24 protein-coding genes are annotated in these 22,640 nt (G+C 39.8%); 5 read left to right on the top strand and 19 right to left on the bottom strand.

The window, feature by feature from the left end; genetic code table 11:
* The first annotated feature begins 193 nt into the window (after positions 1–193).
* Positions 194–505, top strand: coding sequence for an ankyrin repeat domain-containing protein (locus tag KTI78_RS13300; RefSeq protein ID WP_224993777.1), 312 nt, complete (start codon positions 194–196; stop codon positions 503–505).
* Positions 506–550: 45 nt separating this feature from the next.
* Here KTI78_RS13300 and KTI78_RS13295 read toward each other — a convergent pair whose 3' ends face one another.
* From KTI78_RS13295 to ribF, 5 genes are all read right to left on the bottom strand, one after another.
* A complete protein-coding gene (locus tag KTI78_RS13295; protein WP_016142607.1) occupies positions 551–1,093 on the bottom strand; it encodes an NADPH-dependent FMN reductase in 543 nt (180 codons plus the stop codon).
* Positions 1,094–1,230: 137 nt separating this feature from the next.
* The gene (locus tag KTI78_RS13290) at positions 1,231–1,713 is read right to left on the bottom strand and encodes a peptidylprolyl isomerase (protein ID WP_016142606.1); all 483 of its coding nucleotides are present in this window, start codon (positions 1,711–1,713) and stop codon (positions 1,231–1,233) included.
* A gap of 1 nt (position 1,714) precedes the next feature.
* Complete coding sequence (gene lspA, locus KTI78_RS13285) at positions 1,715–2,245, bottom strand: signal peptidase II (protein WP_005804840.1); 531 nt, start codon at positions 2,243–2,245, stop codon at positions 1,715–1,717.
* Entirely contained in the window at positions 2,238–5,075 is a 2,838-nt protein-coding gene (ileS, locus tag KTI78_RS13280; protein WP_163120074.1) for an isoleucine--tRNA ligase, read from the bottom strand. The genes lspA and ileS overlap by 8 nt, the downstream gene beginning before the upstream one ends.
* A gap of 61 nt (positions 5,076–5,136) precedes the next feature.
* Positions 5,137–6,138, bottom strand: a complete 1,002-nt coding sequence (ribF, locus tag KTI78_RS13275) for a bifunctional riboflavin kinase/FAD synthetase (protein ID WP_016143939.1) — start codon at positions 6,136–6,138, stop codon at positions 5,137–5,139.
* A gap of 207 nt (positions 6,139–6,345) precedes the next feature.
* Here ribF and KTI78_RS13270 point away from each other — a divergent pair, with 207 nt between their 5' ends.
* On the top strand, positions 6,346–7,479 hold the full coding sequence (locus KTI78_RS13270; protein WP_262446362.1) for a TDT family transporter: 1,134 nt from the start codon (positions 6,346–6,348) through the stop codon (positions 7,477–7,479).
* An 80-nt stretch (positions 7,480–7,559) separates the two neighbouring features.
* Positions 7,560–8,126: a 5'-methylthioadenosine/S-adenosylhomocysteine nucleosidase gene (locus KTI78_RS13265; protein ID WP_262446361.1), complete on the top strand. Its 567-nt coding sequence runs from the start codon at positions 7,560–7,562 to the stop codon at positions 8,124–8,126.
* 36 nt (positions 8,127–8,162) lie between these two features.
* On the opposite strand, the gene KTI78_RS13260 is transcribed toward KTI78_RS13265, so the two are convergent.
* The 12 genes from KTI78_RS13260 to ubiG all read right to left on the bottom strand — a co-directional run bounded on the left by KTI78_RS13260 (position 8,163) and on the right by ubiG (position 19,112).
* The gene (locus tag KTI78_RS13260; RefSeq protein ID WP_005071782.1) at positions 8,163–8,783 is read right to left on the bottom strand and encodes a TetR/AcrR family transcriptional regulator; all 621 of its coding nucleotides are present in this window, start codon (positions 8,781–8,783) and stop codon (positions 8,163–8,165) included.
* Between the two features lie 259 nt (positions 8,784–9,042).
* A complete protein-coding gene (locus tag KTI78_RS13255) occupies positions 9,043–9,843 on the bottom strand; it encodes an ABC transporter ATP-binding protein (RefSeq protein ID WP_262446360.1) in 801 nt (266 codons plus the stop codon).
* A gap of 13 nt (positions 9,844–9,856) precedes the next feature.
* Positions 9,857–10,654 carry an aliphatic sulfonate ABC transporter permease SsuC gene (gene ssuC / locus KTI78_RS13250; protein WP_262446359.1) on the bottom strand — a complete coding sequence of 266 codons (798 nt, stop codon included), beginning with the start codon at positions 10,652–10,654 and terminating at the stop codon, positions 9,857–9,859.
* A complete protein-coding gene (ssuD, locus tag KTI78_RS13245; RefSeq protein ID WP_009387373.1) occupies positions 10,651–11,826 on the bottom strand; it encodes an FMNH2-dependent alkanesulfonate monooxygenase in 1,176 nt (391 codons plus the stop codon). Before ssuD ends, ssuC begins: the two co-directional genes overlap by 4 nt.
* A gap of 26 nt (positions 11,827–11,852) precedes the next feature.
* Positions 11,853–12,836: a sulfonate ABC transporter substrate-binding protein gene (locus tag KTI78_RS13240; RefSeq protein ID WP_262446358.1), complete on the bottom strand. Its 984-nt coding sequence runs from the start codon at positions 12,834–12,836 to the stop codon at positions 11,853–11,855.
* A gap of 70 nt (positions 12,837–12,906) precedes the next feature.
* Positions 12,907–13,875: a sulfonate ABC transporter substrate-binding protein gene (locus KTI78_RS13235; RefSeq protein ID WP_262446356.1), complete on the bottom strand. Its 969-nt coding sequence runs from the start codon at positions 13,873–13,875 to the stop codon at positions 12,907–12,909.
* Between the two features lie 334 nt (positions 13,876–14,209).
* Positions 14,210–15,565, bottom strand: a complete 1,356-nt coding sequence (gene argA, locus KTI78_RS13230) for an amino-acid N-acetyltransferase (protein WP_239976326.1) — start codon at positions 15,563–15,565, stop codon at positions 14,210–14,212.
* Positions 15,566–15,685: 120 nt separating this feature from the next.
* Positions 15,686–16,015, bottom strand: coding sequence for an RcnB family protein (locus KTI78_RS13225; protein ID WP_262446355.1), 330 nt, complete (start codon positions 16,013–16,015; stop codon positions 15,686–15,688).
* 239 nt (positions 16,016–16,254) lie between these two features.
* Positions 16,255–16,668: an RcnB family protein gene (locus tag KTI78_RS13220; protein ID WP_009387402.1), complete on the bottom strand. Its 414-nt coding sequence runs from the start codon at positions 16,666–16,668 to the stop codon at positions 16,255–16,257.
* Between the two features lie 217 nt (positions 16,669–16,885).
* The gene (locus KTI78_RS13215; RefSeq protein ID WP_009387635.1) at positions 16,886–17,632 is read right to left on the bottom strand and encodes a YciK family oxidoreductase; all 747 of its coding nucleotides are present in this window, start codon (positions 17,630–17,632) and stop codon (positions 16,886–16,888) included.
* A gap of 68 nt (positions 17,633–17,700) precedes the next feature.
* Positions 17,701–18,402 carry an HAD family hydrolase gene (locus tag KTI78_RS13210; protein ID WP_262446354.1) on the bottom strand — a complete coding sequence of 234 codons (702 nt, stop codon included), beginning with the start codon at positions 18,400–18,402 and terminating at the stop codon, positions 17,701–17,703.
* Positions 18,399–19,112: a bifunctional 2-polyprenyl-6-hydroxyphenol methylase/3-demethylubiquinol 3-O-methyltransferase UbiG gene (gene ubiG, locus KTI78_RS13205; RefSeq protein ID WP_005804826.1), complete on the bottom strand. Its 714-nt coding sequence runs from the start codon at positions 19,110–19,112 to the stop codon at positions 18,399–18,401. The genes KTI78_RS13210 and ubiG overlap by 4 nt, the downstream gene beginning before the upstream one ends.
* Before the next feature lie 180 nt (positions 19,113–19,292).
* On the opposite strand from ubiG, the gene KTI78_RS13200 reads away from it, so the two are divergent.
* Positions 19,293–19,910 (top strand): thiol:disulfide interchange protein DsbA/DsbL, encoded by a 618-nt coding sequence (locus KTI78_RS13200; RefSeq protein WP_016143952.1) that lies wholly within the window; start codon positions 19,293–19,295, stop codon positions 19,908–19,910.
* Positions 19,911–19,997: 87 nt separating this feature from the next.
* Here the strand turns inward: KTI78_RS13200 and KTI78_RS13195 are convergent, their stop codons facing one another.
* Together KTI78_RS13195 and KTI78_RS13190 are read right to left on the bottom strand one after the other, a co-directional pair.
* Positions 19,998–20,645 (bottom strand): TetR/AcrR family transcriptional regulator, encoded by a 648-nt coding sequence (locus KTI78_RS13195; RefSeq protein ID WP_002120773.1) that lies wholly within the window; start codon positions 20,643–20,645, stop codon positions 19,998–20,000.
* Positions 20,646–20,781: 136 nt separating this feature from the next.
* Entirely contained in the window at positions 20,782–21,420 is a 639-nt protein-coding gene (locus tag KTI78_RS13190) for a TetR family transcriptional regulator (RefSeq protein WP_262446353.1), read from the bottom strand.
* Positions 21,421–21,593: 173 nt separating this feature from the next.
* On the opposite strand from KTI78_RS13190, the gene KTI78_RS13185 reads away from it, so the two are divergent.
* The gene (locus tag KTI78_RS13185) at positions 21,594–22,619 is read left to right on the top strand and encodes a ferredoxin reductase (protein WP_200043955.1); all 1,026 of its coding nucleotides are present in this window, start codon (positions 21,594–21,596) and stop codon (positions 22,617–22,619) included.
* Positions 22,620–22,640: the final 21 nt, after the last annotated feature.

The following is a 22,640-nucleotide window of genomic DNA, read 5'->3' as shown; positions in this document are numbered from 1 at the left end:
TTACCCATGTGAGAGTAAGTCATCGCCAGCTCATTATTCAAACACCCCAGACTCAATGGTCAGGGGTGTTTTTTTATGCGTGAGAAATGTAAGAGAATTTGATTTTTAATAAAATCTAAGCTCAATTTCGGATTTGTATATTGGCTGTATTCTATGAATATAATGATGAAATTTCTTATTTTTGGTCACCTCTATGAAAATTAATTCTTTCTCTCCTATACCTGAAGATGATAACGAACTCTCTCTTCCTGCATTGATTTATTGGGCATCTTTAGGTGATATCGATCACGTAAAAGAATTACTAATAGATGGAGAAGATCCTAACCAGACAGATGATGAAGGTTATAGTGCTCTGCAAGCAGCTGCTGAAAATGATCATTTAGAGGTAGCTCAACTCTTAGTTGAAAAAGGTGCTCATGTCGCTTACAAAAGCGAATACACGGCACTAGAGCTAGCAGAAATGGCAGGTAATACTGAGATAGTAAATTATTTAAGAAGTTTATAGTATTAAAAAGCCCCTTTTATTTGAAAAAGAGGCTTTTTGTTCAATTTAAGACAAATGATATTTCTGTAGTTTCTCAATAATTGATTGAAGTCCTTTTACTTCAAACTCATTAGCTTCGAATTTTTCATCTTTATTGCGTTTAAAAATATCCCGAATCTCTATGACAGCGTTGGGATCAATGATACTTAAACTTGAGGTGACTTGACGTATTTGGCTAATAGAACGAGAACCATTCGTTGAACCATAGCCAATAAATGCAGCAGGTTTGCCACTCCACTCCTTACCTACATAGTCGAGTGCATTTTTTAAAGCTGGACTATAACCATGATTGTATTCTGGGCTAATAAAGATAAATGCATCTGCTTGTGCGATTTTGTCTGCCCATTCTTGTTGTTGAGGCTGATCATAAATCCCGGTAGCCGGTGGGTGAGAACCTGAAAATAAAGGTAAATTCCATTCTTTTAAATCAATTACTTCTGTTTGAAAATCTTTTAAATTAAAAGAGGGAATTGTTGATTGTAGCCAATTGGCGATTTTAATTGCTGTACGTCCTTCACGAACACTTCCTACGATAATATAGACCAGCATGTATTTGTCCTAAGAATTTTTATCTCTATAACTTAATTCATTACATAGGCTGGGGAGAATATAGAATTTGTAAGGATTCTTATGCCGTAAATAAAAATTAAGTCATAAAAAAGCCCTCATTGAGAGGGCTTTTTTAGTTACATCAATTTAATACCTTGTTGGCCTTCGGGTGTTACCTTGAATATTTCTACTTCAAAGGTAATATTTTTCCCAGCTAACGGGTGATTAAAATCAATTTCTGTAATGTCATCATTAACTGATTTAACTACACCGAATAAAGTAGTTTTTGCCTTATCTTCAAATTCGATCATGTGACCAGGAATAGGGCGTTGCTCAAACTTAACTGTATCGAAAGTTTGAACATTTTCTGGATTCCACGGACCAAAAGCATCTTCTGGTGGAAGGTGTACTGTACGGCGGTCACCTGCACGTAAACCGAATAATGCTTTTTCGAAACCTGGTAAAAGGTTTCCGTCACCAATAGTCAGACTAACTGGCTCTTCACGGCTACGAGTATTGTCAATTTCTACACCATTTTCAATAGATACAGAAAAGTGTAGGTCGACTTTAGAACCTTCTTGGATACGAATTTCTTCGTTAGGTTGAATAATTTCGGTCATATTATGCATCCGAATTTTGGTTACGTTGCTTCTCAAGAAAGAATGTATCAATGAGTAGCAAAATCGTACCTAGAGTGATGGCACTGTCCGCAATATTAAAAGCTGGAAAGTGATGATTTTGGTAATAAACATGAATGAAATCGACCACATAACCTAGGGTAATACGGTCAATTAAATTGCCTAAAGCTCCACCTAAAATTAAAGCGATGGCTACAGGTAGCACCACCATTTTTTTAGGCATACGCATTAACCAAAATACAAAAAGTACTGAAACTAAGCCCGCCAAAGATGTGAAGAAATAGCGCTGCCATCCTCCTGCATCAGATAAAAAGCTAAAAGCTGCACCATAGTTATGTAATAGTGTCCAGTTTAAAAATGGAAGTACGGGTACAGGATCTGCATAGTTGAGATGTGTACTTGCAATCCATTTTGTCCATTGATCCAATACAATGGCAAGGACAGAAAGTCCAAGCCAAATCAGGTTGTGTGGATAAAACTGGAATAAGCCTTTTTTAGCTTGTGAATTAGGCATATTTTCTCACTTCGCCACGACCAGTGACGTTCACAATACAACGACCACATAAACCAGGATGATCGGCATGTGTATTTACATCTGGAAGGACGTGCCAGCAACGTGCACATTTTTCACCTTCAGCTGCAGATATTTGTACACGTAAGCCTTCCATTTCAGTTGCTTCACCTTGCTCAGCAAATGGATGTACTACTACTTGAGAAGTAATAAGAACAAAACGGAGTTCATCACCCAGTTGGTTTAAAACCGCTTGTAATGATTCATTTGCCCAAAGTTCAACTTTGGCTGAAAGATTACTGCCGACAATTTTAGCGTTACGTGCTGCTTCAATCTGTTTATTTACTGCAGATTTTACGCTAATCAATGTTTGCCAATCTTCCTCAGAAAGCAAGTTTGCTTTTGATGAAACAGGCAAGTCATACCATTCTGAAGTAAATACATACTTTTCAGTTTGTTCTGGAATCAATGGCCAAGCTTCTTGAGCGGTAAAGCTTAAGATTGGGCTCATCCAACGGATAAATGCTTGAACAATATGATAAAGCGCTGTTTGTGCAGAACGACGTGCCTGAGAATCCGCTTTAGTGGTGTATTGACGGTCTTTGATGATATCTAGGTAGAAACCACCTAAGTCATTAATACAGAAGCTTGTTAACGCACTACATACCACATGGAAGTTCATTTCTTCATAGGCAGTGATAATGGTTTGTTGTACTTCATTCGCACGTTGTAAGATGTATTGATCTAGCGCAATTAAGTCATCTACTGCTAAAGCATCTGTGCTTGGTTTGAAACCATTTAGGTTCGCAAGCAAGAAGCGTAGAGTATTACGAATACGACGATAGCTATCACTTACACGGTTAAAGATTTCTTTAGACGCCGCAATTTCATAGCGATAGTCGCTAGAAGCTACATATAGACGTAAACCATCAGCACCAAGTTGTTTGATGATTTCTTCAAGCGGAATGTAATTACCTAATGATTTTGATAACTTACGACCATTTTCATCTACCGTAAAACCATGTGTTAACAGGGCTTTATATGGTGCACGATTGTGAATTGCCATAGACGTTAATAAAGAAGATTGGAACCAGCCACGGTGTTGGTCTGAACCTTCTAAATATAAGTCAGCAGGGCTTTCTAATTCGTCACGTTGCTCAAGTACAGCATAATGTGTTGTTCCAGAGTCGAACCATACATCGAGTGTATCGCGAACGGCGTTGTATTGTTCAGCATCTTCACCAATGAAGTCTTTTGCTTCACGTTTGAACCATGCTTCGATACCTTCTTGTTCGATCAGTTGAGCAACTTCTTCGATGAGTTCAGGTGTACGCGGGTGTAATTCGTTCGTGTCTTTATGAACGAAGAAAGGAATTGGAACACCCCACGTGCGTTGACGTGAAATACACCAGTCCGGACGGCCTTCGATCATTGATTCAATACGGTTTTTACCCCAGTTCGGGACAAACTCGATATCATTTTCAATGGCATTCAGCGCACCGTCACGTAAACCTTTTTGATCCATGCTAATGAACCATTGTGGTGTAGCACGGAAAATAATAGGAGTCTTATGACGCCAGCAGTGTGGGTAGCTGTGTTTAATTGGCTGATGAGCCCATAAACGGCCTACAGCACCCAAAGCTTCGATAATCTTTGGATTGGCTTTATAGATGTGTTCACCAGCATAGATTGGAGCAGTTGGGAGATAAACTCCGTTACCACCGACTGGGTTATCTACTTTAAGGTTGTATTGAAGACCTACTTTATAGTCATCTGCACCATGACCAGGTGCTGTATGTACGGCACCTGTACCGCTTGTTGCGATAACGTGTTCACCTAAAATAACCGGAACTTGACGATCAGTAAGTAAAGGGTGCTGTAAAGTAAGCTTTTCAAGAGCTGAACCAGTAAAATCTGCTAAAACAACTGGGTTTTCAAGTTTATAACGTTCGATTGCTGAAGCAACTAAGTCTTTAGCAAGAATGAAATTTTGCTTGCCGCGTTCAGTCGTCACTTGTACCAATTGATATTCAATTTCGGCATGCAACGCAACAGCTTGGTTAGCTGGCAATGTCCAAGGTGTAGTGGTCCAGATCACGATATCTGTTGGATCTTGGATTTCTACATTTAAACGGGTACTTAAATCTTTGAGATCTACAACGCCAAAACCAACATCAATTGCGTCAGATTTTTTATCTTCGTATTCAACTTCTGCTTCAGCAAGAGCAGAGCCACAGTCCATACACCAGTTCACTGGCTTTAAGCCTGGCTGGATATGGCCATTTTTCTGAATCAAACCTAAAGCACGAACGATATCAGCTTCTTGTTTGTAATTCATGGTGAGATAAGGATTATCCCAGTCACCTAAAATACCAAGACGTTTAAAATCAGTACGTTGTAAATCAATTTGTTTTAGCGCGTATTCACGGCAAAGTTTACGGAAAGTCGCAGCGTCAACTTTTTCGCCTACTTTACCCACTTTTTCTTCGACTTTTAGCTCGATTGGTAAACCGTGACAGTCCCAACCTGGAACATAAGGTGCATCGAAACCTGACAAAGTACGACTTTTTACAATAACGTCTTTGAGTACTTTATTGACCGCATGGCCCAAGTGAATTGTACCGTTCGCATATGGAGGGCCATCATGCAAAATATATTTTTTCTTGCCAATACGCGATGCACGAATCTGCTGATAAATGTTGTCGGTATACCACTCTTCTAACCATTTCACTTCACGTACTGCCAAATTTGCTTTCATTGCAAATTGAGTATCCGGCAGGTTTAGCGTGGCTTTGTAGTCCACTGCATTCTCAGGAGTTTGCTTATCGCTCATGCAAGTTTTCTTCCAGTTTAATCAGCTTGGGAGCTGACATGTTTTACAATCAAAATTCGAATTAAAAAGGAAATTGTGTCGTGTCATTACGATATTGTCGTAACTGTTGCACGTCATTATCAATTCCTGCCTTAAGTGCTTCAAGCGAAGGGTAGTTCAGTTCACCATGAAGATAGTGAAGAAAAGTCACCCGCATAAATAAGCCATACAGATTAGCAGAAACATCAGGGAAATGTACTTCTAATCTCCACTCTGGATGTTCTTGCTGAATGGCTGGACGTGTACCGACATGACCTGCGCCATAGAGGCTATTTTCATGGTATCCGGCAATTCCCGGTTTTTCAGGGGTTTCTTGGCGCACTTTTTCGGTGAGCGACGTCGTTTCGCAAATGACTTCAACACCATAAATACCGTTTAAACAAGGTTTGTGGCGGTTGAGACGTACATTAATCGTTGGAAAATCAAGAGTTCTTCCAATCTGGTCGCCATATTGGACACGTCCAGTAATACTGTACGGACGGCCTAATAATTTAGCTGCTAAAGCGAGATTACCCACTTGAAGTACTTGGCGAATACGAGTTGAACTGACGCGTTCACCTTCAAGTTCAATGGTATGTAAATTTGTGACTTGAAAGCCGTAATCTTTTAAAAATTCGCTGTTACCTTGACGGTCTTTGCCAAAATGGAAGTCATCCCCTAAAACTAAAGACTGCGCATTTAATTTGTCTTTTAATAAATCTGCAAACTCAGACGCACTCATGCTACGGAAATGCTGATCGAATTTAGCAACTGCAATGTAATCAACTCCAAGTTCCGCTAGATATTCGACTTTTTCCCGTAATGAATTTATACGAGGAGGAGCATCGTAACCTTTAAAAAACTCAAGAGGTTGTGGCTCAAAAATCATGACCAGTGTTTTTAAGCCTTGTGCTGCAGCAATTTTTTTGAGTTGAGCAATCATCGCTTGGTGACCTAAATGGACACCATCAAAATTACCAATAGTCACCGCTGTTTGAGGTAACTGAAAATTGGGCGATAACGCATTAAGACGAAGCAGTTTCATGAACTTAAAATATGGCTATTTTTGCAAGGGCTATATATTGCCATAATCTCACAGATTCGTCTTGTTGTTGTGTTTTTACTCAGTTATTTTTCAAAATGAATTTCTACATATCAATAAAAATAATGAATTAAATAAAAATAAATCAATTTTTCTTATTAATGCTTTGCTCTACTATATCTTTATCCACTCTTTGATTAGAGAACTAAGATGAAAAAACCCTTTTACCAATTAAATCATAGCAAAGATGTTATACGACATTTTACTCCAAATTGGTTTACAGCGACTATGGGTACTGGCGTGGTAAGTATGATTTTAATTCAGCTTCCATTTGCTCAATCATTTTTATTCACGCTAGCAACTTTGTTATGGCAATTTAATATTATTTTATTCAGCGTTTTTTCAGTTCTTTATTTATTGCGGTGGTTTCTTTTCCCTCATGAAGCTAAGCAAATTTTTAATCATCCAAATATGAGCTTGTTTTTAGGGGCTATCCCAATGGGGCTTGCAACGATATTAAACGGGTTTCTAAGCTTTGGTGTTGGGCTTTACGGGGAAGTTGCAATCCACATTGCTCAAGCTTTATGGTACATCGATGTCTTTTTAGCACTGGCCATTGCGTGGATCGTGCCATTTTGTATGTTTAGTCGTCAGAACCATCAGCTACATACCATGACTGCAATCTGGCTTTTACCTGTGGTTGCCTGTGAAGTAGCAGCAAGTTCTGCTGGAATGTTGGTTGCACATTTACCAGCAGATGTGCACAGCTTTCATTTATTAATGGCTGGCTATGTACTCTGGGGAATCTCTGTTTTACCGGCATTCGCTATTTTGACAATTCTAATGTTGCGTATGGCTTTGCATCAATTACCGGAAAAAGAAGTCGCAATTTCTAGCTGGCTCTCTTTAGGCCCGATTGGAACAGGTGCATTAGGTTTATTGTTGCTAGGTGGGCAGGTGCAAAGAGTCTTTGTTAGTATGGGCTTTCATGAGTTCGCGAATATCTTTCAAGCTTTAGGAATTGTAGGCAGTCTCGTGCTTTTAGGTTTTGGGTTATGGTGGCTTGGTCTTGCGATTTTAACAACGCTTCGTCATGCAAAGACAGGTATTCCATTTAATTTGGGCTGGTGGGGCTTAACCTTTCCATTAGGCGTATTTATTTTGGCGCTATTTAATTTAGGGCATCAGGTTGAAATTGTATTTTTACAATACGTTGCTGTGGCATTGAGCCTTTTATTATTGGCAATGTGGGGCGTGGTAATGAAGAAAACACTAGCAGGCGCATATAGCGGTCAGCTGTTTTTCTCACCGTGTTTAATCGCCTTACAGCAAAAAATGCAGTAATGAAGAAAAGGTGCAAAAAGCTTTTGCACCTGATTTATACTTATTTTCTAACTTATTTAATTTTGATTTGAGCTTTTTGAATGAACACTGATATTGCTTTAATTATGGCACTTCCTAATGAATCTAAGGGTTTATTTGAGCAGGCAGGTGTTGAAGTCCATTACAGTGGTATTGGTAAGATTAATGCTGCTTTTAAAGCATTTGAGGTTATTCAAAAAACTGGATGTAAAACTTTAATTAACCTAGGTACAGCTGGAAGCTCTGCATTTAATCGACATGATTTGGTCGAAGTAAAAACTTTTGTACAACGTGATATGGATGTTTCACCCTTAGGATTTGAAGTAGGTGTAACGCCGTTAGATGAACACTTGCCAGCTGAAATTCATCTTCAACCACATTTTATTGATTTGCCAAAAGCAGTATGTGGAACTGGTGATTCATTTGAAACGGGTCAGCCAAAAGTAGCTTGTGATGTGGTTGATATGGAAGGCTATGCGTTAGCTAAAGTGTGCCATAAGTTAGGTGTACGACTAATTTCGGTGAAGTATATTACTGATGGGGCAGATGACACTGCGCATCTGGATTGGGAAGAAAATTTATTGTTAGGGGCCCAGAAACTCCTAGCCCTTTATCAAAACCATTTCTAAAAAAAAGATCGGCAAATTTGCCGATCTTTTTTTGTTTTAACGAGGCAATACGCCATAGAGCATCATATGTACCGTATGCTCAATCGAACGCTGGAACATACTGCGGTTACGAAGCGTTTTGCCGGTCACCATTTCCATTTGAGTAGCAAAATCTGCATAGTTTTGCGTAAGGCCCCAAATATTTAAGATTAATAATTCAGGATCGATATCTGGAGAAATTTTTCCTTCTTCTTGCCAAGTCTGAATGACTTTAGCTTTGCGTTTAAATAGTTTTTTTAATGGTCCTTTGAGAATAGGTAAAATATGCGGAGCACCTTGAATGATTTCTAATGCAAATAATCTAGAGGCTTTCGGTTGGCTACGAGACAGTTCGATTTTTTGTATTAAATAGTGAGATAAGGCTTCGGCTGGTTCTAATTCAGCTTCTAGAGTTTGTAAGGGAGCTAACCATTTTTGTAAAACGGTTGTGAGCACTTCTACATATAAAGACTCTTTATTTTCATAGTAATAGAAAATATTCGACTTATGCATGTCGGCGAGTTGGGCAATTTCATCCAGACTTGCACCACTGAACCCATAGACTGAAAATACGTCAAGGGCCGCAGCAAGAAGCTGATTGCGCTTTTGGGTACTCTTTTTTTGTTCCATCTGCTGCATAATTAAAAAAATAATATTCCCATTGTAAGGGAAATTGTTTGATTTGTGCACAGGTGTCTTGCTTTTTTAATCAAAAAACGGCTAGTTATTTGCGTAATAGATATACTATTGTGCAAAAAATAGAGAGATTGACTAGTTTATTGTTATTCTTAAAAATATTTTTTAAATTTCGCCCTAAAAAAGAGCAATAAAACAGCAGTTTTGTTGCTCGTAAATTGGGCATTTTCCGGTTGAAGGGTTCTCATTACTTATAGCAACCTTAAGTTGCCAAAACCGCATCGAGTACTTGTTGCTCAAGTTGAGCAAAAGTAATGCTTTTTTTACGTGGGCGCGGCAAATTAACTTGGAAACTTTGAGCGATTTTTCCCTTATCTAATAAAATAATACGGTCAGCCAATTGCACTGCTTCACTTACATCGTGGGTAACTAAAATTGCAGTGAAGCCTTGCTCTTTCCACAAGCGCTCAATCAAGCTTTGCATCTCAAGGCGAGTTAACGCGTCTAAAGCCCCTAAAGGCTCATCTAACAGCAAAATACGCGGAGTATGAGATAATGCACGGGCTAAGGCAGTACGTTGACGTTGACCACCAGAGAGCTGGGAAGGCCATTGTCCTGATTTTTCTTTTAAACCGACTTTTTCCAGTAATTCTTCTGCTAAAGCATGTTGCGATTTTGGTAGCCCAAGTTGCACATTTTGAAGAATATTTCTCCAAGGGAGTAGGCGTGGGTCTTGGAACATGACTCGAATGTCATCGTTCGTAATGCCTTCACGCAAATGTCGGGCAGATTTAAATTTGATCTCCCCAAAGTTGGCTTTTTCAAGTTGAGCAATTAAACGTAGCAACGTACTTTTACCACAACCACTTCGACCAACAATTGCTAAAAACTCACCCGGCTGGATGTGTAGGTCAAGATCTTCGAGGACCTTTACCTCGCCATAGAATTTATAAAGTTGCTCAATCAGAATCTCTGCACCTAATACAGGTTCTTGAGATTCTGTTGGATCTTCCGGAATGAGCTGCACTTCATTCTGATTAATATTTAAATTCAGATTTGTCATGTTCTAAGCTCCCTTATTTCTGATATCCAGAGTGCCAACGTAGTAAATAGCGTTCTAAAAGCTGTGCTAAAACATCTGCCAGTTTGCCTAGTAAGGCGTACAGAAGAATACCGACAAGGACTACATCTGTTTGTAAAAACTCACGTGCATTCATGGTCATATAACCAATACCTGCTTGAGCTGAAATGGTTTCAGCGACAATGAGCAATACCCAAACCAAACCTAAAGCAAAACGTAAACCGACTAAAATAGAAGGCATCGCACCCGGAAGGATAATTTCTTTGTAGAGCTGCCAACGCGAAAGTCCATAGCTTTTACCCATTTCAATCAATTGAGGGTCAACTGAACGTATGCCGTGATAGGTGTTGATATAAATAGGGAAGAAAACACCTACTGCGACCAAAAATAATTTCGCTGTCTCATCAATACCAAACCACAAGATGACGAGTGGAATAAGGGCCAATGCTGGGATGTTCCGTATCATTTGCAGGGTCGTATCGAGCAGGGTAGAGGCGAAACGCGAAGACCCGTTGAGTAGACCCAATAACAAGCCTAAGCCACCGCCAATCAACAACCCTAGTAAAGCACGCCCTGCACTGACTTTAACGTGCTGCCAGAGTTCGCCACTCACCAGTAGATGCCAAAAAGCGGAAACTACAGCAGTAGGTGCAGGTAAAATACGGCTTTCTAAAAGACCCGAACTTGAGGCAATTTGCCAAACTACCAATAGAACAATCGGGAAAATCCAAGGCAGCAAACGCTGCCCGATTTGCTTGGTTCCACGTGAAACAATACTTTCAGCTTTGCTCATGCAGGCTCCTTGACGGAACTATTTTGCTTCTTCTCGTCTGGAACATAGTTATTGGCAATAATTTCACCGAATGGACCGGTCAAATTTGGCTGAGCAAGTTTAGCTCGGGTCTCAATTGGTAATAACGGGAATACTAACTCTGCAAAACGGATTGATTCTTCAAGATGCGGATAGCCTGAGAAAATAAATGTATCAATACCTAAATCAGCATATTCCTGAATACGAGCAGCAACTGTTTCTGGGTCACCTACAAGTGCTGTACCAGCGCCACCACGGACTAAACCAATACCTGCCCAAAGGTTTGGAGAGACTTCAAGCTTGTCTCGGTTACCGCCGTGGAGAGCTGCCATACGTTGTTGTCCTACCGAGTCCATTTGCGCAAATTTCTTCTGTGCAGCAGCAATAGTCGCATCATCAAGATATTGAATCAGCTCGTTTGCCGCTGCCCAAGCTTGTTCGTTAGTTTCACGAACAATGACATGCAAGCGAATGCCATAAGTTAATTTACGGCCTTTAGCCTCAGCTTTGGCGCGAACATGTTCGATTTTTTGTTTGACTGCTGCTGGTGGTTCACCCCAAGTGAGATAGGTATCCACTTGTTCAGCCGCGAGGTCGACAGCGACGTCTGAAGAACCACCAAACCAAAGTGGTGGGTAAGGCTTTTGAACAGGTGGGTAAAGCAGTTTTGCATCATCCACCTGTAAGCGTTCACCGTGAAAGGTAAAAGCTTCACCCGTATGTGAGCGCGTCAAAATTTCACGCCAGATTTTTACGTATTCATTGGCTGTTTGATAACGGGTTTCATGGTCTTCATATAAACCATCACCACGTAGTTCAGCTTCATCACCACCAGTCACTAAGTTGAGTAACACACGACCATTTGATAAGCGGTCAAATGTTGCAGCCATACGAGCAGCTAAAGCTGGTGTTGTTACACCCGGACGTAATGCAACTAAAAACTTAAGATGTTGAGTTGCATCGATCAGGCTAGCCGCCGTAATCCATGGGTCTTCACATGAACGGCCTGTCGGAATAAGTACACCTTCATAACCTAAGTTATCTACTGCCACAGCAATTTGCTTCATATAGGCATGGTCAACCTGACGAGCGCCTTTACTTGTACCTAAATAGCGACTATCACCGTGGGTAGGAATAAACCAGAAAATTTTCATGTGCATTACCTATATGTCTATTGAAATTACTTAGCAATCCAAACAGCTTGTTTGATGCTGATTGGTTTTGGAATGATGCCTTGTTGAGTAAAGATGTCTGCGAGTTGCTGCTGCTCAGCAATCACTTTGCTGTTAAGAGGAGCTGCCGATGAAGGGCGTGGACGACGTTTAATGAATAAATCACTGGTCGCAGGTTTAAGACCTGTACTTTGCCCAATCGCACCTGCCGTTTCTGCTTGGTGGCTTTGAACCCATTTATCGGCTTGATTGATTTGTTTGATCAGCCCAGAAATAGCTTTCGGATGTTGTTTAACAAAGCTTGGAGCAGCTAAATAAAAGGTATAGTTCGGGCTTAAACCTTTACCCGACGCAAGAACACGAGCTTGATCTTCTAGTTGTGCTGAGGCGAAGTAAGGATCCCAAATTGCCCATGCATCTACGGCACCTTTTTGAAATGCTGCGCGAGCATCGGCTGGAGTAAGCCAGATCGGAGTAATGTCACTCCAGTTTAGGCCTGCTTTACGTACTGCTTGTACAAGTAAGTAATGTGAGCTCGAACCTTTTTGCAGTGCAATTCGTTTGCCTTTAAGGTCTTTCAGCTGTTTGAGCTGCGAGTTTTTAGGAAGCAAGATTGCCGATGCTAGTGGTTTAGCCGCTTCATAGGCAATGTAATACAAAGGCTTGCCGGCTGCTTGTGCGTAGACAGGAGGTGTATCTCCAGTAACGCCTACATCAAGTGAACCGACAGCTAAAGCTTCTAAAATTTGTGGACCAGCAGGGAACTCATTCCAAGTAACTTTGGCATTAGGAAATTCTTGTTCAAATAATTTTTGCTGTTTGGCAATCGCAAAGTTGATCGAGCTTTTTTGAAAACCAATACGAAGTTCTTTTACAGTTGGGTCAATCGCCCAAGCGGGTGCGGCAATTGTTAAACCTAATACAGTGACTGCGCTGATGCGTTTAATTAACTGGGTCCACTGATTCTTATTAAATAATGATTGATGTTGCATATTGATATCCTTGTTCCCCTTGAGGCAAGGCACAGCATTTATATGGTTATTTGCCGTGCCCAAGCTGGGTTTATTTCAGTTTTAAAATGGCATCTTGAATGGTGAGTTTGTTTGGAATGAGCTTTTGCGTATAAAAGGCATCAGCTACTTGTTGTTGTTCTTGTGCCACCTTGTCAGATATTGGCTGAACTCCAAAACCCATACGTGAAATGGAAGTCTTCAGTACATCAAACTCAAGTGCTGTAGGTTTTTCGAGTAGCTTGGCTGCTTCATCCTGATGTGAGCTCACCCATTCAGTTGTCTGGTTAAGGGTTTGCACAACTGTATTGAGTACTTTCGGATTATTTTCTGCAAATTTACGGTCAGCTAGATAGAACTGATGATTGCTTACTAAATTTTCACCTGTTGCTAAAACTCGTGCCTGAATTTGATGTTCAGCTGCAGCAAAGAACGGGTCCCAAATCACCCATGCATCTACTGCACCTTTTTCAAAGGCAGCACGAGCGTCTGACGGCGGTAAATAAACTGGTTGAATGTCACTTAAGCTTAAGTTGTTGGCTTCTAAAGCTTTTAACAATAGATAATGAACATTCGAACCTTTATTAAGAGCAACACGTTTGCCTTTTAAATCTTGAATAGAGTGAATAGGAGAATTTTTTTGTACCAATAGTGCTTCGGCTTTTGGCGCAGCAGGTTGGTTTGCGACATAAACTAAATTTGGATTGGCAGCTTGCGCAAAGATTGGAGGTGCTTCGCCTGCTTCACCGAGTGAAACACTTCCTACGTTTAAACCTTCAAGTAATTGAGGTCCAGCAGGAAACTCAACCCATTTTACTTGTACACCTTGTTCTTTTAGTGCTTTTTCTAAGTCACCACGAGCCTTTAAAATAGGAAGGATGCCATATTTTTGATAACCAATATTTAAAGTTGTGGTGGCCTGTTCCTCTTTTTTGGCACAACCACTTAACATCATCACTCCTGCAAGGCTGGCCGCGATGACTGAATATTTTGCCCATGAAGTGGTGTTGAAAAGTGCCATGAGATTTCGTGCTCCCCGAAAGAGAAAAAGAAAAAATAATTGGATGAGCAGATACCCTAAAGGGATTTTTATTTCAGAAAAAATAAGTATTCGGACTTTATTTATGTAAAAAAAAGCTAAAAACTTTCGGCGATAAACTTATGCAAAAAAATGATTTATTAAATAAGATGATCTTTATAAAAAGTTATTTAAGTTTATGTAAATAAAATAAAAATTATTAAAATAATAAAATTTAAAGATTTAAAAAAAGTACAACCATAAATTAATCGTATTTATGGTTGTACTTTTTAAACTAAGCTTATCTGAAATAAGAATATCTTAAAAAGAGCAAAGGCTAAGGAAGCAGTTTCTTAAAGACTAAAGAATTCCTTTGGTAATTATAAAGCGCCTGACGAGCATTTGGTAAGTCATCAACACTCACCTGATGAAAACCATGTTCTAAAAACCAATGAGCAGTACGCGTTGTTAAAACAAATAATTGACGAATACCTTGTTCTTTTGCCTTTTCTTCAAGGAATTGCAGAATTTGACTACCGCGATTTGATTTACGATAACTTGGATGTACTGCAACACAGGCAATTTCTGCGGAACGAGTCTCGTTAAATTCGGTCGGAATTGGATAAAGTGCAGCACATGCTAGAATTGTACCATCACGTTCAATGACAGCGAACTGGCTAATTTCTTGCTCTAAACGTTCACGTGAACGATAAACCAAGATACCTTCTTCTTCTAGCGGACGTAATAAATTCATTAAACCGCCCACATCTTGAATGTTGGCCATGCGAACTTCTTCATAATGCGCATCGGTAATCATGGTACCAACACCATCACGTGTGAACAGCTCTTCAATTAGTGCACCATCATAAGCATAAGAAATGAGATGAACACGGTGTACGCCTGATAAAGACGCTTTTTTTGCTTGTTGCAAATGCAAAGTGAGTGTTGGACTGATGGTTTGGTATTGTTGAATGTAGTAGTCCAGTTGATGTGGGCTTAACTCACGTAATATTTGCTCATCTTCATTTAGCAATCCTTGTTGTTCACCTAGAAAAATGAGTTTATCTGCTTTTAGGTAAGTTGCAGTTTTGGTCGCAACTTCTTCTGCTCGTAAGTTAAATACTTCGCCTGTAGTGGAATAACCTGTTGGCCCCAATAGCACAATATTATGATTATCGAGGTGTCGATCAATCGCATCGGTATCAATAGAACGAACTTCACCTGTGAGCTGGAAATCCATCCCATCACGAATACCATAAGGCTTCGCAGTCACAAAATTACCTGATACGACATCTATTCGAGCGCCATACATGGGTGAGTTCGCTAAACCCATAGAAAGTAATGCTTCAATTTCTAGGCGAATAGAGCCTACAGCATTCATGACACAACCTAAAGATTCACGTGTGGTAATTCGGCTATTGTCATAAAAAGGAGTTTCTATTCCTTTTTCTTTAAGGTTGTGATTAATTTGCGGACGTGCGCCGTGTACGAGAATTAATCGGATACCAAGAGAATGTAATAGTGCAATATCATGAATAATATGCTGGAAATTAGGGTGGCGAACTGCTTCGCCACCAAACATCAAGACAAACGTTTTATCGCGATGTGCATTAATGTAGGGTGCTGAGTGTCGAAACCAGTGTACATAATGCTGGGTGTTATTATGCGACTTACTTACAGGCTTACTTGACATACCGATCTCGAATCAACAGCAAAAAGATATAAAGATGATTCTAAACAAAAAAGATTAAAGCCGCATGTTTTAGATAAAAAAACACCCAAATCTAAGTTTGGGTGTTTAAAAAGTTTTAAATTAGTGAACAACTCTAATGATTTTATGGCTCTGTTCATTCACCAGTACATAATTTCCGTTCACTTTGTACCATTTTTGGTAGCGACCCGGTTTACTTAATTTTTGATGTTGGCGATAGTCAATCACGTAACGTGAGTGTTGGTATTCATGAGGTACAACTTGACCCACTCGCCAAGCATTACGATGGTCATATTTTTTAATCACTTTAACTGTTTTTACTTCATGGTTTTGATAGTTGCCATGGTGATTATGATCGTTAGGCGCTGCCATTGCTGTTGTTGCAATTAAACCAGTAAGTGAAAGAACAATTGCTGTTGTTAATTTTTTCATTATTAACCTCGAATCATGAGCTAAATTTCAATAACTAAAGATTAGTGAACAATTGCAGATAAATCGTGGAGACCAAGAAGAATAAATGTGAAAACCCAATATGAAATAAGAAGAAATTAAGAAAATACTTAATATGAAAATATAAAAAGTTTTTATTTTTGAACTAGATAAGGCATAAAAAAAGGATAAAACCTGAAGGCATTATCCTTTTTATTCAGCGATAGCGAGGCTCTATCGCTTTAAAAACCACGAATACTGACAATACTATTAGAATCTGTATCGACTAAAATATAGTCATTATTGATTTTGTACCATTGCTGATTACGGCCCGGTTTAGGTAGGTTGCTGTCTTTATAGTCGACTTTATAACCATTGCCACGATAGTGCTGTGGCATAACATAACCCGGCTGCCAGCGATGCTGTTTCAACCGTTCAAAGCCACGTTCTTCGCGCATACGCCGTTCGTCACGGATACGATCTTCATCATGATCACGTCCAAATCCTGGCCCACGATCATTCCACTCACCGCGTGGTCCTCCGCCTTTAGGACCTTTAGGGCCATGGCCTCGGTCAAAAGGGGGATCAGCAAAGCTTGCCATACTGGTGGTCAGTACGGTTATGCATAGGGCTAAGATGGTGAACAACTTTTTCATGATGCATCCTCGTTTACATCTGATGTCTCTCATGTTGAATACTCTACGCGCAAAATGCAGAGAAACTGTGAAGATCATTTAATGGTTCAATTAAAATTACGGATAGATCAAGAGTTTTTATCAATCGTAAAAAAGGCTTGTATATATCTTTTCAGGTATAGGCAAGCCAGATTTGATGATTGGCCGTAATTTAATTTAGCTTTTCATCTTTAACTTTTTAATCCTGTGCATCAATACTTTGACCATTGAGTGCCAAGCTGTCTTCACCCATTAAATAGAGGTAGGCAGGCAAGATTGACTCAGGTGTAGGTAATGTCTTCGGATCTTCTTGTGGGTAGGCTTTAGCACGCATTGCAGTACGTGTTGCGCCCGGATTAATACAGTTAAAGCGGATATTTGGATAAGTATTTTCCGCTGCAAAAATTTTACTCACTGCTTCAATTGCAATTTTGGAGACGGAATAGGCGCCCCATAAAGCACGCGCTTCACGGCCTACACCAGAACTGGTAAATACGACAGAGGCGTTTTCTGATTTTTGCAAAAGTGGTAATAAGGCTTGAGTGAGGGCAAACGGAGCACGTAAGTTAACTGCCATCACGTCATCCCATACTTCTGTAGGATAATGTGCCAGCTCTACCCGCTCACCTAGAATACCCGCATTATGCAAAATACCGTCTAAACGTCCAAACTGCTTTTCGAGTGTATCGACTAAAAAGTCGTAATCACGGTCAGAGGCACTTGAAAGTTGTAGCGGTAAAATCGCGGGTTGCGGTGCACCGAGACTTTCAATTTCATCATAAATCACTTCAAGTTTATTTAAGGTTCTACCATGCAGGACAACGGTTGCACCATGTAGGGCATAACTTAGAGCCGCAGCTCGCCCAATTCCATCACCAGCACCGGTGATTAAAATAACACGATCTTTGAGTAGATCCGGACGAGGTTGATATTCTGAATATTTCATTGGTAAACCTCCTTCTTTTTATATTGATAAAACGAGTAACCGTTAAAAAAGTCTATAAAACTCTGATGTTAACTTATCATACGCTGATTTTCCTGTAGAGCAGGAAGCTTTTGACGTAACATATCGTGTAATTCTGTCACCGTATTTACAATCGAATCAGCCTGCCAAGCAGCGAGATCATCACGGTGCTCAATAGGTAGATAGCCGTATGCAGCTAAAATCGTGTACATATTGGCATTGCGACCAGCATCAATATCACGTGGGTGGTCACCTACATAAATAATTTCATCTGCTGGGATATTTAACTGTTTAGCAGCTAAATACATGGGTTCAGGGTCTGGTTTTGTTTTACTGACATCTTCAGGACATACCAAAACCGCACAGCGTTCTGTCAGATTTAACTTTTCTAAAAGAGATTCACTTAAACCGCGTGGTTTATTGGTCACAATACCCCACGGGATTTGCGCAGCTTCTAACTCTTCTAGAAGTGGATACATGCCTTTAAACAGATCTGTATCAACCACAATATTATTGCCGTAAATATCTAAAAAGTTTTGACGATGTGCCAAGAAAATTGGATTGGCAATATCCAGCTCTGGATAGACCAATTTCACCATCGCACGCGCACCTTCAGAAACTTGAGTGCGAATTAGGTCTGCATCAACTACAGGACGTCTTTCATCATGGCACATTTGCTGAATAATACGAATGAAATCCGCAGCTGTATCGATAAGCGTACCGTCTAAATCAAATAAAACAGCTTTCATCATGCACCTGTATTAATCGTATGAACCATATAGTTAACGTCGACATTTGGCGCTAACCAGTAATGCTTGGTCAGTGGGTTGTAATGTAGTCCAGTCATTTCTTTTAACGTAAGGCCTGCATTACGAATATCATGTGCCATTTCAGATGGTCGAATAAATTTATGATAATCATGTGTACCTTTTGGCAACATGCGTAGTACGTACTCTGCGCCAATAATGGCAAATAAATAAGATTTTGGGTTGCGGTTAATGGTCGAGAAGAACACATGGCCACCTGGTTTAACCAGAGCCTGACACGCTTTTACAATAGATGCCGGGTCTGGAACGTGTTCCATCATTTCCATACAAGTCACCACGTCATATTGGCCTGCTTGTTCTTGGGCTAATTCTTCAACAGGAATTTGACGATATTCAATATTTTGAACATTCTCTTGCTGAGCATGTAAACGTCCAACAGCTAGAGGTGCTTCACCCATATCGATGCCGAGTACATCTGCGCCACGACGTGCCATACTTTCGGCCAAAATGCCACCACCACAGCCGACATCAAGTACTTTTTTACCAGCAAGACCGCCTGCACGTTCATCAATCCAGTTTAGACGTAGTGGATTAATTTGATGAAGTGGGCGAAATTCAGAATGTTGATCCCACCATTTGGCAGCAAGTGCTTCAAACTTTGCGATTTCTTGTAAATCAACATTCAATTGCGACATGGTGCTACCTCTAAACTTGAGTTATCTTTTTGGATGTAGTTCGCCGTTAGTGTAGCGATTATTGGGAAAAAAGCGATAAACCCAATAAAAAACTTCACACAAGCAAAACGAATTTAGCATATTTGTTTTATATTTAGAGCATAAGCTAATGCATAACAACTTAGAGGAAAAGCTGTAGCAATGAAAAAATTGGTTTTGGGTGGTTTGAGTGCAGCAATTATGGCCGTATCGGGTAGTGCAATGGCAGCAGATTTTGTTGCTGGTAAAGACTACACCGTGATTGCCAATCCAAGCAAAGTGGAAGTTCCGGGGAAAATCGAAGTTCGAGAGTTCTTTTGGTATGGCTGTCCGCACTGTTTTAAACTTGAACCGCATATGCAAACGTGGTTAAAACAGATTCCTAAAGATGTGCGTTTTGTACGTACACCTGCTGCAATGAATAAAATGTGGGAACAAGGGGCGCGTACATATTATACATCTGAGGCATTAGGTGTACGTAAACGCACGCATTTACCACTATTCCATGCGATTCAGGTGAACGGTCAACAAATTTTTGATCAGGCTTCTGCTGCGAAGTTCTTTACTCGTTATGGCGTACCTGAACAGAAATTTAATAGTACTTATAACTCGTTTGCTGTGACTGCAAAAGTTGCCGAGTCAAATAAACTTGCTCAACAGTACCAATTAACAGGCGTACCAGCAGTTGTCGTGAATGGTAAATATGTTGTGCAGGGTGAAGATGGTAAAGTCACTCAAGTTGTTAATTATTTAATTGAGAAAGAACGTAAAGCAAAATAAGTTGTTTAGGCTTTACTTCAAAAATGGGCTTCATATGAAGCCCATTTTTATATTTAATTTATCGTTAACTATCACGAAATAATTCAATTAATTTTGCTGATTTTCATCTTCAATCTGAAAATTTAAAACGTCAAAATTAGCTGTTTGAGTCGGTAGCGATAATGCCTGATTAATATATAAATTAATTAATTTTTGGCGAGAACCAATCGAACGTTGGTAATAGGTAGAATTTAAAAGCAGTGATGCACCATAAGTCAGTGACCAGATATAAGATAAATAATCACGAATTGACATGTCATAATTCAATGATTTTAAATAATTTTCGGTAATATCTTTAATGGCTAAAATACGCTGTTGACGAATTTCATACAGCTCTTCGAAAAGATGCTTCAACTTAGATTCTGTCATCGTCAGATTTTCTTCAAGTTGATGCAATAGAATCGTTTTACCTGGTGCAAGCAAATGATGAAGCATGTAATGAGGAGCATACTCTTTGAAATCTGTATTATATTTTTTAGAAATTTCTAAAATTTGCTTTTCATTTTGAATAATGAGCTCGAGTAGAAGCTCATTTTTACTCCTAAAATGCTTATAAAGTGTGCCCTTAGCAATATCTAGCTCGGCCACTAACTCATCTAGAGTAATTTCCTGATTGTTTTCTAATAACAACTTTTCTGCCACGCTCAGAATTTTTTCTTTACGCATCAAAAACTGTGTATGACGATCAAGATTCATAGGTATTCCCACACCAGTTTGGCCTAACTAATAGTTTACTTCCTGTAAAAAGAAAAAGACTTTTCTCGAAATTTTAGCCTTTTTCTTTCTCCCTTTACGTATTACCACATAACCTGTTTTTTGTCATTTGCCGCTTCTACCGTTCCCAGTTTGCAATCCCTCTAAAGAGGAGGCGAACTTGTGTAGAAGCGTTTTCAATAAAGGCAGTTTGTTGCAGCTTGAGCTGATCACCTTGATACTGTTTCGATAGGTTGAGCCACGTCATTGCCCATGTAAATGACATATTGGTCAAAATGGTAGATAAGACATTTAAGTCTTGAGGATTTTGAATATGTTTAAAATTTTCGAGTTTGGTAAGATCAGTTGTTAGATCTTCAATCAAAAATTCGATTTCTCGCGCAATTGCTGCACGAACCGTTTCTGAGCCTCCCCAACGCTCCGAAATCATAAATTGCCACTGTTTAGGGCTATGATTTACTGCTTGCACAAATAGCTCAATACTGGTTTGGGTCTTGGCAGATTTATGTTGTAAATAACTTTGTCCTAACTGATGTAAGACACTTTTTAAATGTAGGGCAACTTGATCAACCAGTTCTTTGCCGAGCTCATCCATGTCCTGAAAATGGCGGTAGAAGGCTGTCGGTACTAAACCTACTTCACGTGCAACTTCACGCAAACTGATACTACTGAACGAACGCCCAGACGTGCTCAGATGCAAGGCTGCATCTAGAAGTGCCTGACGACTTTGCTGTTTTCGTTCATCCCGTATCGACATTAAAAGAACCTATTTAAACCGTGAGCCAAAGTCTAACAAAAAAGAGCAAACTTTCATAAAAAAAATAGTGAACAAGTGTTGACTGAGTGAACAGTTATAAATATAGTGTACATATGTTCACTATACGAACATGTGTTCACTCAAATAAATAGCCAGATACAAAAGAGGAACGTATGAACGCAACACTTAGTTATCAGCCACATTGGGTTCGAGAAGATTTCGTTGATTTTGTCTTACAGAAAATTAACGTGACTTGGGCGTGGAAAAGGGTACTTGCAGAAGTTACTGCAGTTCAGCCACTGCATACCGATATGGTGCTCATTAAACTTAAACCGAATCGTAATTTTAATTTCGATCAGGTCCGTGCAGGTCAAAGTATTTTGCTGACTTTGCTCATCGATGGCGTTTACCAACAACGTAGTTACTCAATTATTGAAGTAACTCCTCAAGGTGAAATCGCTTTAGGTATTAAAGTACAAGGCTTAGTGTCGAGTGCAGCTCAACGATTACATGTTGGAGAGAGCATTGAGATTTCCCAGCCACAAGGTGATTTTATTTTGCACCAAGGCCAGCATCCTGCGATTTTGATTGCGTCAGGAAGCGGTATAACTGCAATTTACTCACTTTTACAGCAAGCGTTGAAACAGCAGCTTGAAGAAATTCATGTCATTTATTTTAATCGTGCAGAAATTTTTCATGCTGAATTAAAAGCTTTGGCAGAAAAGCATCCCGAGCTTCACTATCATTTTTTTAATACAGCCGAGCAAAAGCAGCATTTAACTGAAGATCTATTGCAAAAGTTGGTTCCAGATTTCAAGCAGACAGCAACTTATGTTTGTGGTCATCATGGCATGATGCAGCAAGCGAATGAAATCTATGCACAAAAAGGTGCTCAGTCGCAGCTTCATCAAGAGTATTTCCAGCCACTTCAAGTGACTGGTACACATGCAGCACAGCGTATTATTTTCCGCCGTGCCCAGCATGAGTTTTTAGCTGAAACAAATTTACTGAGCAGTGCAGAGCAAGCAGGTTTACGTCCGCAACATGGTTGCCGTATGGGTGTTTGCAATAAATGTAGCTGCACCAAAGTCAGCGGCGTCACTCAAAACCTGTTAACTGGTGAAATTGAAGATCAGCCAAACCGTCCAATTAAACTATGCGTGAGTCAGGCATTAAGCCCAGTCACGATTGATCTATAAAAAGAATTAAAGAGGATTAAC

Source organism: Acinetobacter sp. WU_MDCI_Abxe161, assembly GCF_025514355.1.
Lineage (GTDB): Bacteria > Pseudomonadota > Gammaproteobacteria > Pseudomonadales > Moraxellaceae > Acinetobacter > Acinetobacter pittii_E.
Note: the sequence above shows the minus strand (reverse complement) of the source record. Positions and strands in the feature narration are given on the sequence as shown.

Bases quoted from the DNA above. Each gene is read 5' to 3' on its own strand.
- ssuD (WP_009387373.1), bottom strand. From the start codon at position 11,826: ATGAAAATTTTCTGGTTTATTCCTACCCACGGTGATAGTCGCTATTTA.
- KTI78_RS13220 (WP_009387402.1), bottom strand. From the start codon at position 16,668: ATGAAAAAGTTGTTCACCATCTTAGCCCTATGCATAACCGTACTGACC.
- KTI78_RS13265 (WP_262446361.1), top strand. From the start codon at position 7,560: ATGAACACTGATATTGCTTTAATTATGGCACTTCCTAATGAATCTAAG.
- KTI78_RS13195 (WP_002120773.1), bottom strand. From the start codon at position 20,645: ATGAATCTTGATCGTCATACACAGTTTTTGATGCGTAAAGAAAAAATT.
- argA (WP_239976326.1), bottom strand. From the start codon at position 15,565: ATGTCAAGTAAGCCTGTAAGTAAGTCGCATAATAACACCCAGCATTAT.
- KTI78_RS13210 (WP_262446354.1), bottom strand. From the start codon at position 18,402: ATGATGAAAGCTGTTTTATTTGATTTAGACGGTACGCTTATCGATACA.
- ribF (WP_016143939.1), bottom strand. From the start codon at position 6,138: ATGAAACTGCTTCGTCTTAATGCGTTATCGCCCAATTTTCAGTTACCT.
- KTI78_RS13255 (WP_262446360.1), bottom strand. From the start codon at position 9,843: ATGACAAATCTGAATTTAAATATTAATCAGAATGAAGTGCAGCTCATT.
- lspA (WP_005804840.1), bottom strand. From the start codon at position 2,245: ATGCCTAATTCACAAGCTAAAAAAGGCTTATTCCAGTTTTATCCACAC.
- ubiG (WP_005804826.1), bottom strand. From the start codon at position 19,112: ATGTCGCAATTGAATGTTGATTTACAAGAAATCGCAAAGTTTGAAGCA.
- KTI78_RS13215 (WP_009387635.1), bottom strand. From the start codon at position 17,632: ATGAAATATTCAGAATATCAACCTCGTCCGGATCTACTCAAAGATCGT.
- KTI78_RS13300 (WP_224993777.1), top strand. From the start codon at position 194: ATGAAAATTAATTCTTTCTCTCCTATACCTGAAGATGATAACGAACTC.
- KTI78_RS13270 (WP_262446362.1), top strand. From the start codon at position 6,346: ATGAAAAAACCCTTTTACCAATTAAATCATAGCAAAGATGTTATACGA.
- KTI78_RS13260 (WP_005071782.1), bottom strand. From the start codon at position 8,783: ATGCAGCAGATGGAACAAAAAAAGAGTACCCAAAAGCGCAATCAGCTT.
- ssuC (WP_262446359.1), bottom strand. From the start codon at position 10,654: ATGAGCAAAGCTGAAAGTATTGTTTCACGTGGAACCAAGCAAATCGGG.
- KTI78_RS13240 (WP_262446358.1), bottom strand. From the start codon at position 12,836: ATGCAACATCAATCATTATTTAATAAGAATCAGTGGACCCAGTTAATT.
- KTI78_RS13190 (WP_262446353.1), bottom strand. From the start codon at position 21,420: ATGTCGATACGGGATGAACGAAAACAGCAAAGTCGTCAGGCACTTCTA.
- ileS (WP_163120074.1), bottom strand. From the start codon at position 5,075: ATGAGCGATAAGCAAACTCCTGAGAATGCAGTGGACTACAAAGCCACG.
- KTI78_RS13185 (WP_200043955.1), top strand. From the start codon at position 21,594: ATGAACGCAACACTTAGTTATCAGCCACATTGGGTTCGAGAAGATTTC.
- KTI78_RS13225 (WP_262446355.1), bottom strand. From the start codon at position 16,015: ATGAAAAAATTAACAACAGCAATTGTTCTTTCACTTACTGGTTTAATT.
- KTI78_RS13295 (WP_016142607.1), bottom strand. From the start codon at position 1,093: ATGCTGGTCTATATTATCGTAGGAAGTGTTCGTGAAGGACGTACAGCA.
- KTI78_RS13235 (WP_262446356.1), bottom strand. From the start codon at position 13,875: ATGGCACTTTTCAACACCACTTCATGGGCAAAATATTCAGTCATCGCG.
- KTI78_RS13200 (WP_016143952.1), top strand. From the start codon at position 19,293: ATGAAAAAATTGGTTTTGGGTGGTTTGAGTGCAGCAATTATGGCCGTA.
- KTI78_RS13290 (WP_016142606.1), bottom strand. From the start codon at position 1,713: ATGACCGAAATTATTCAACCTAACGAAGAAATTCGTATCCAAGAAGGT.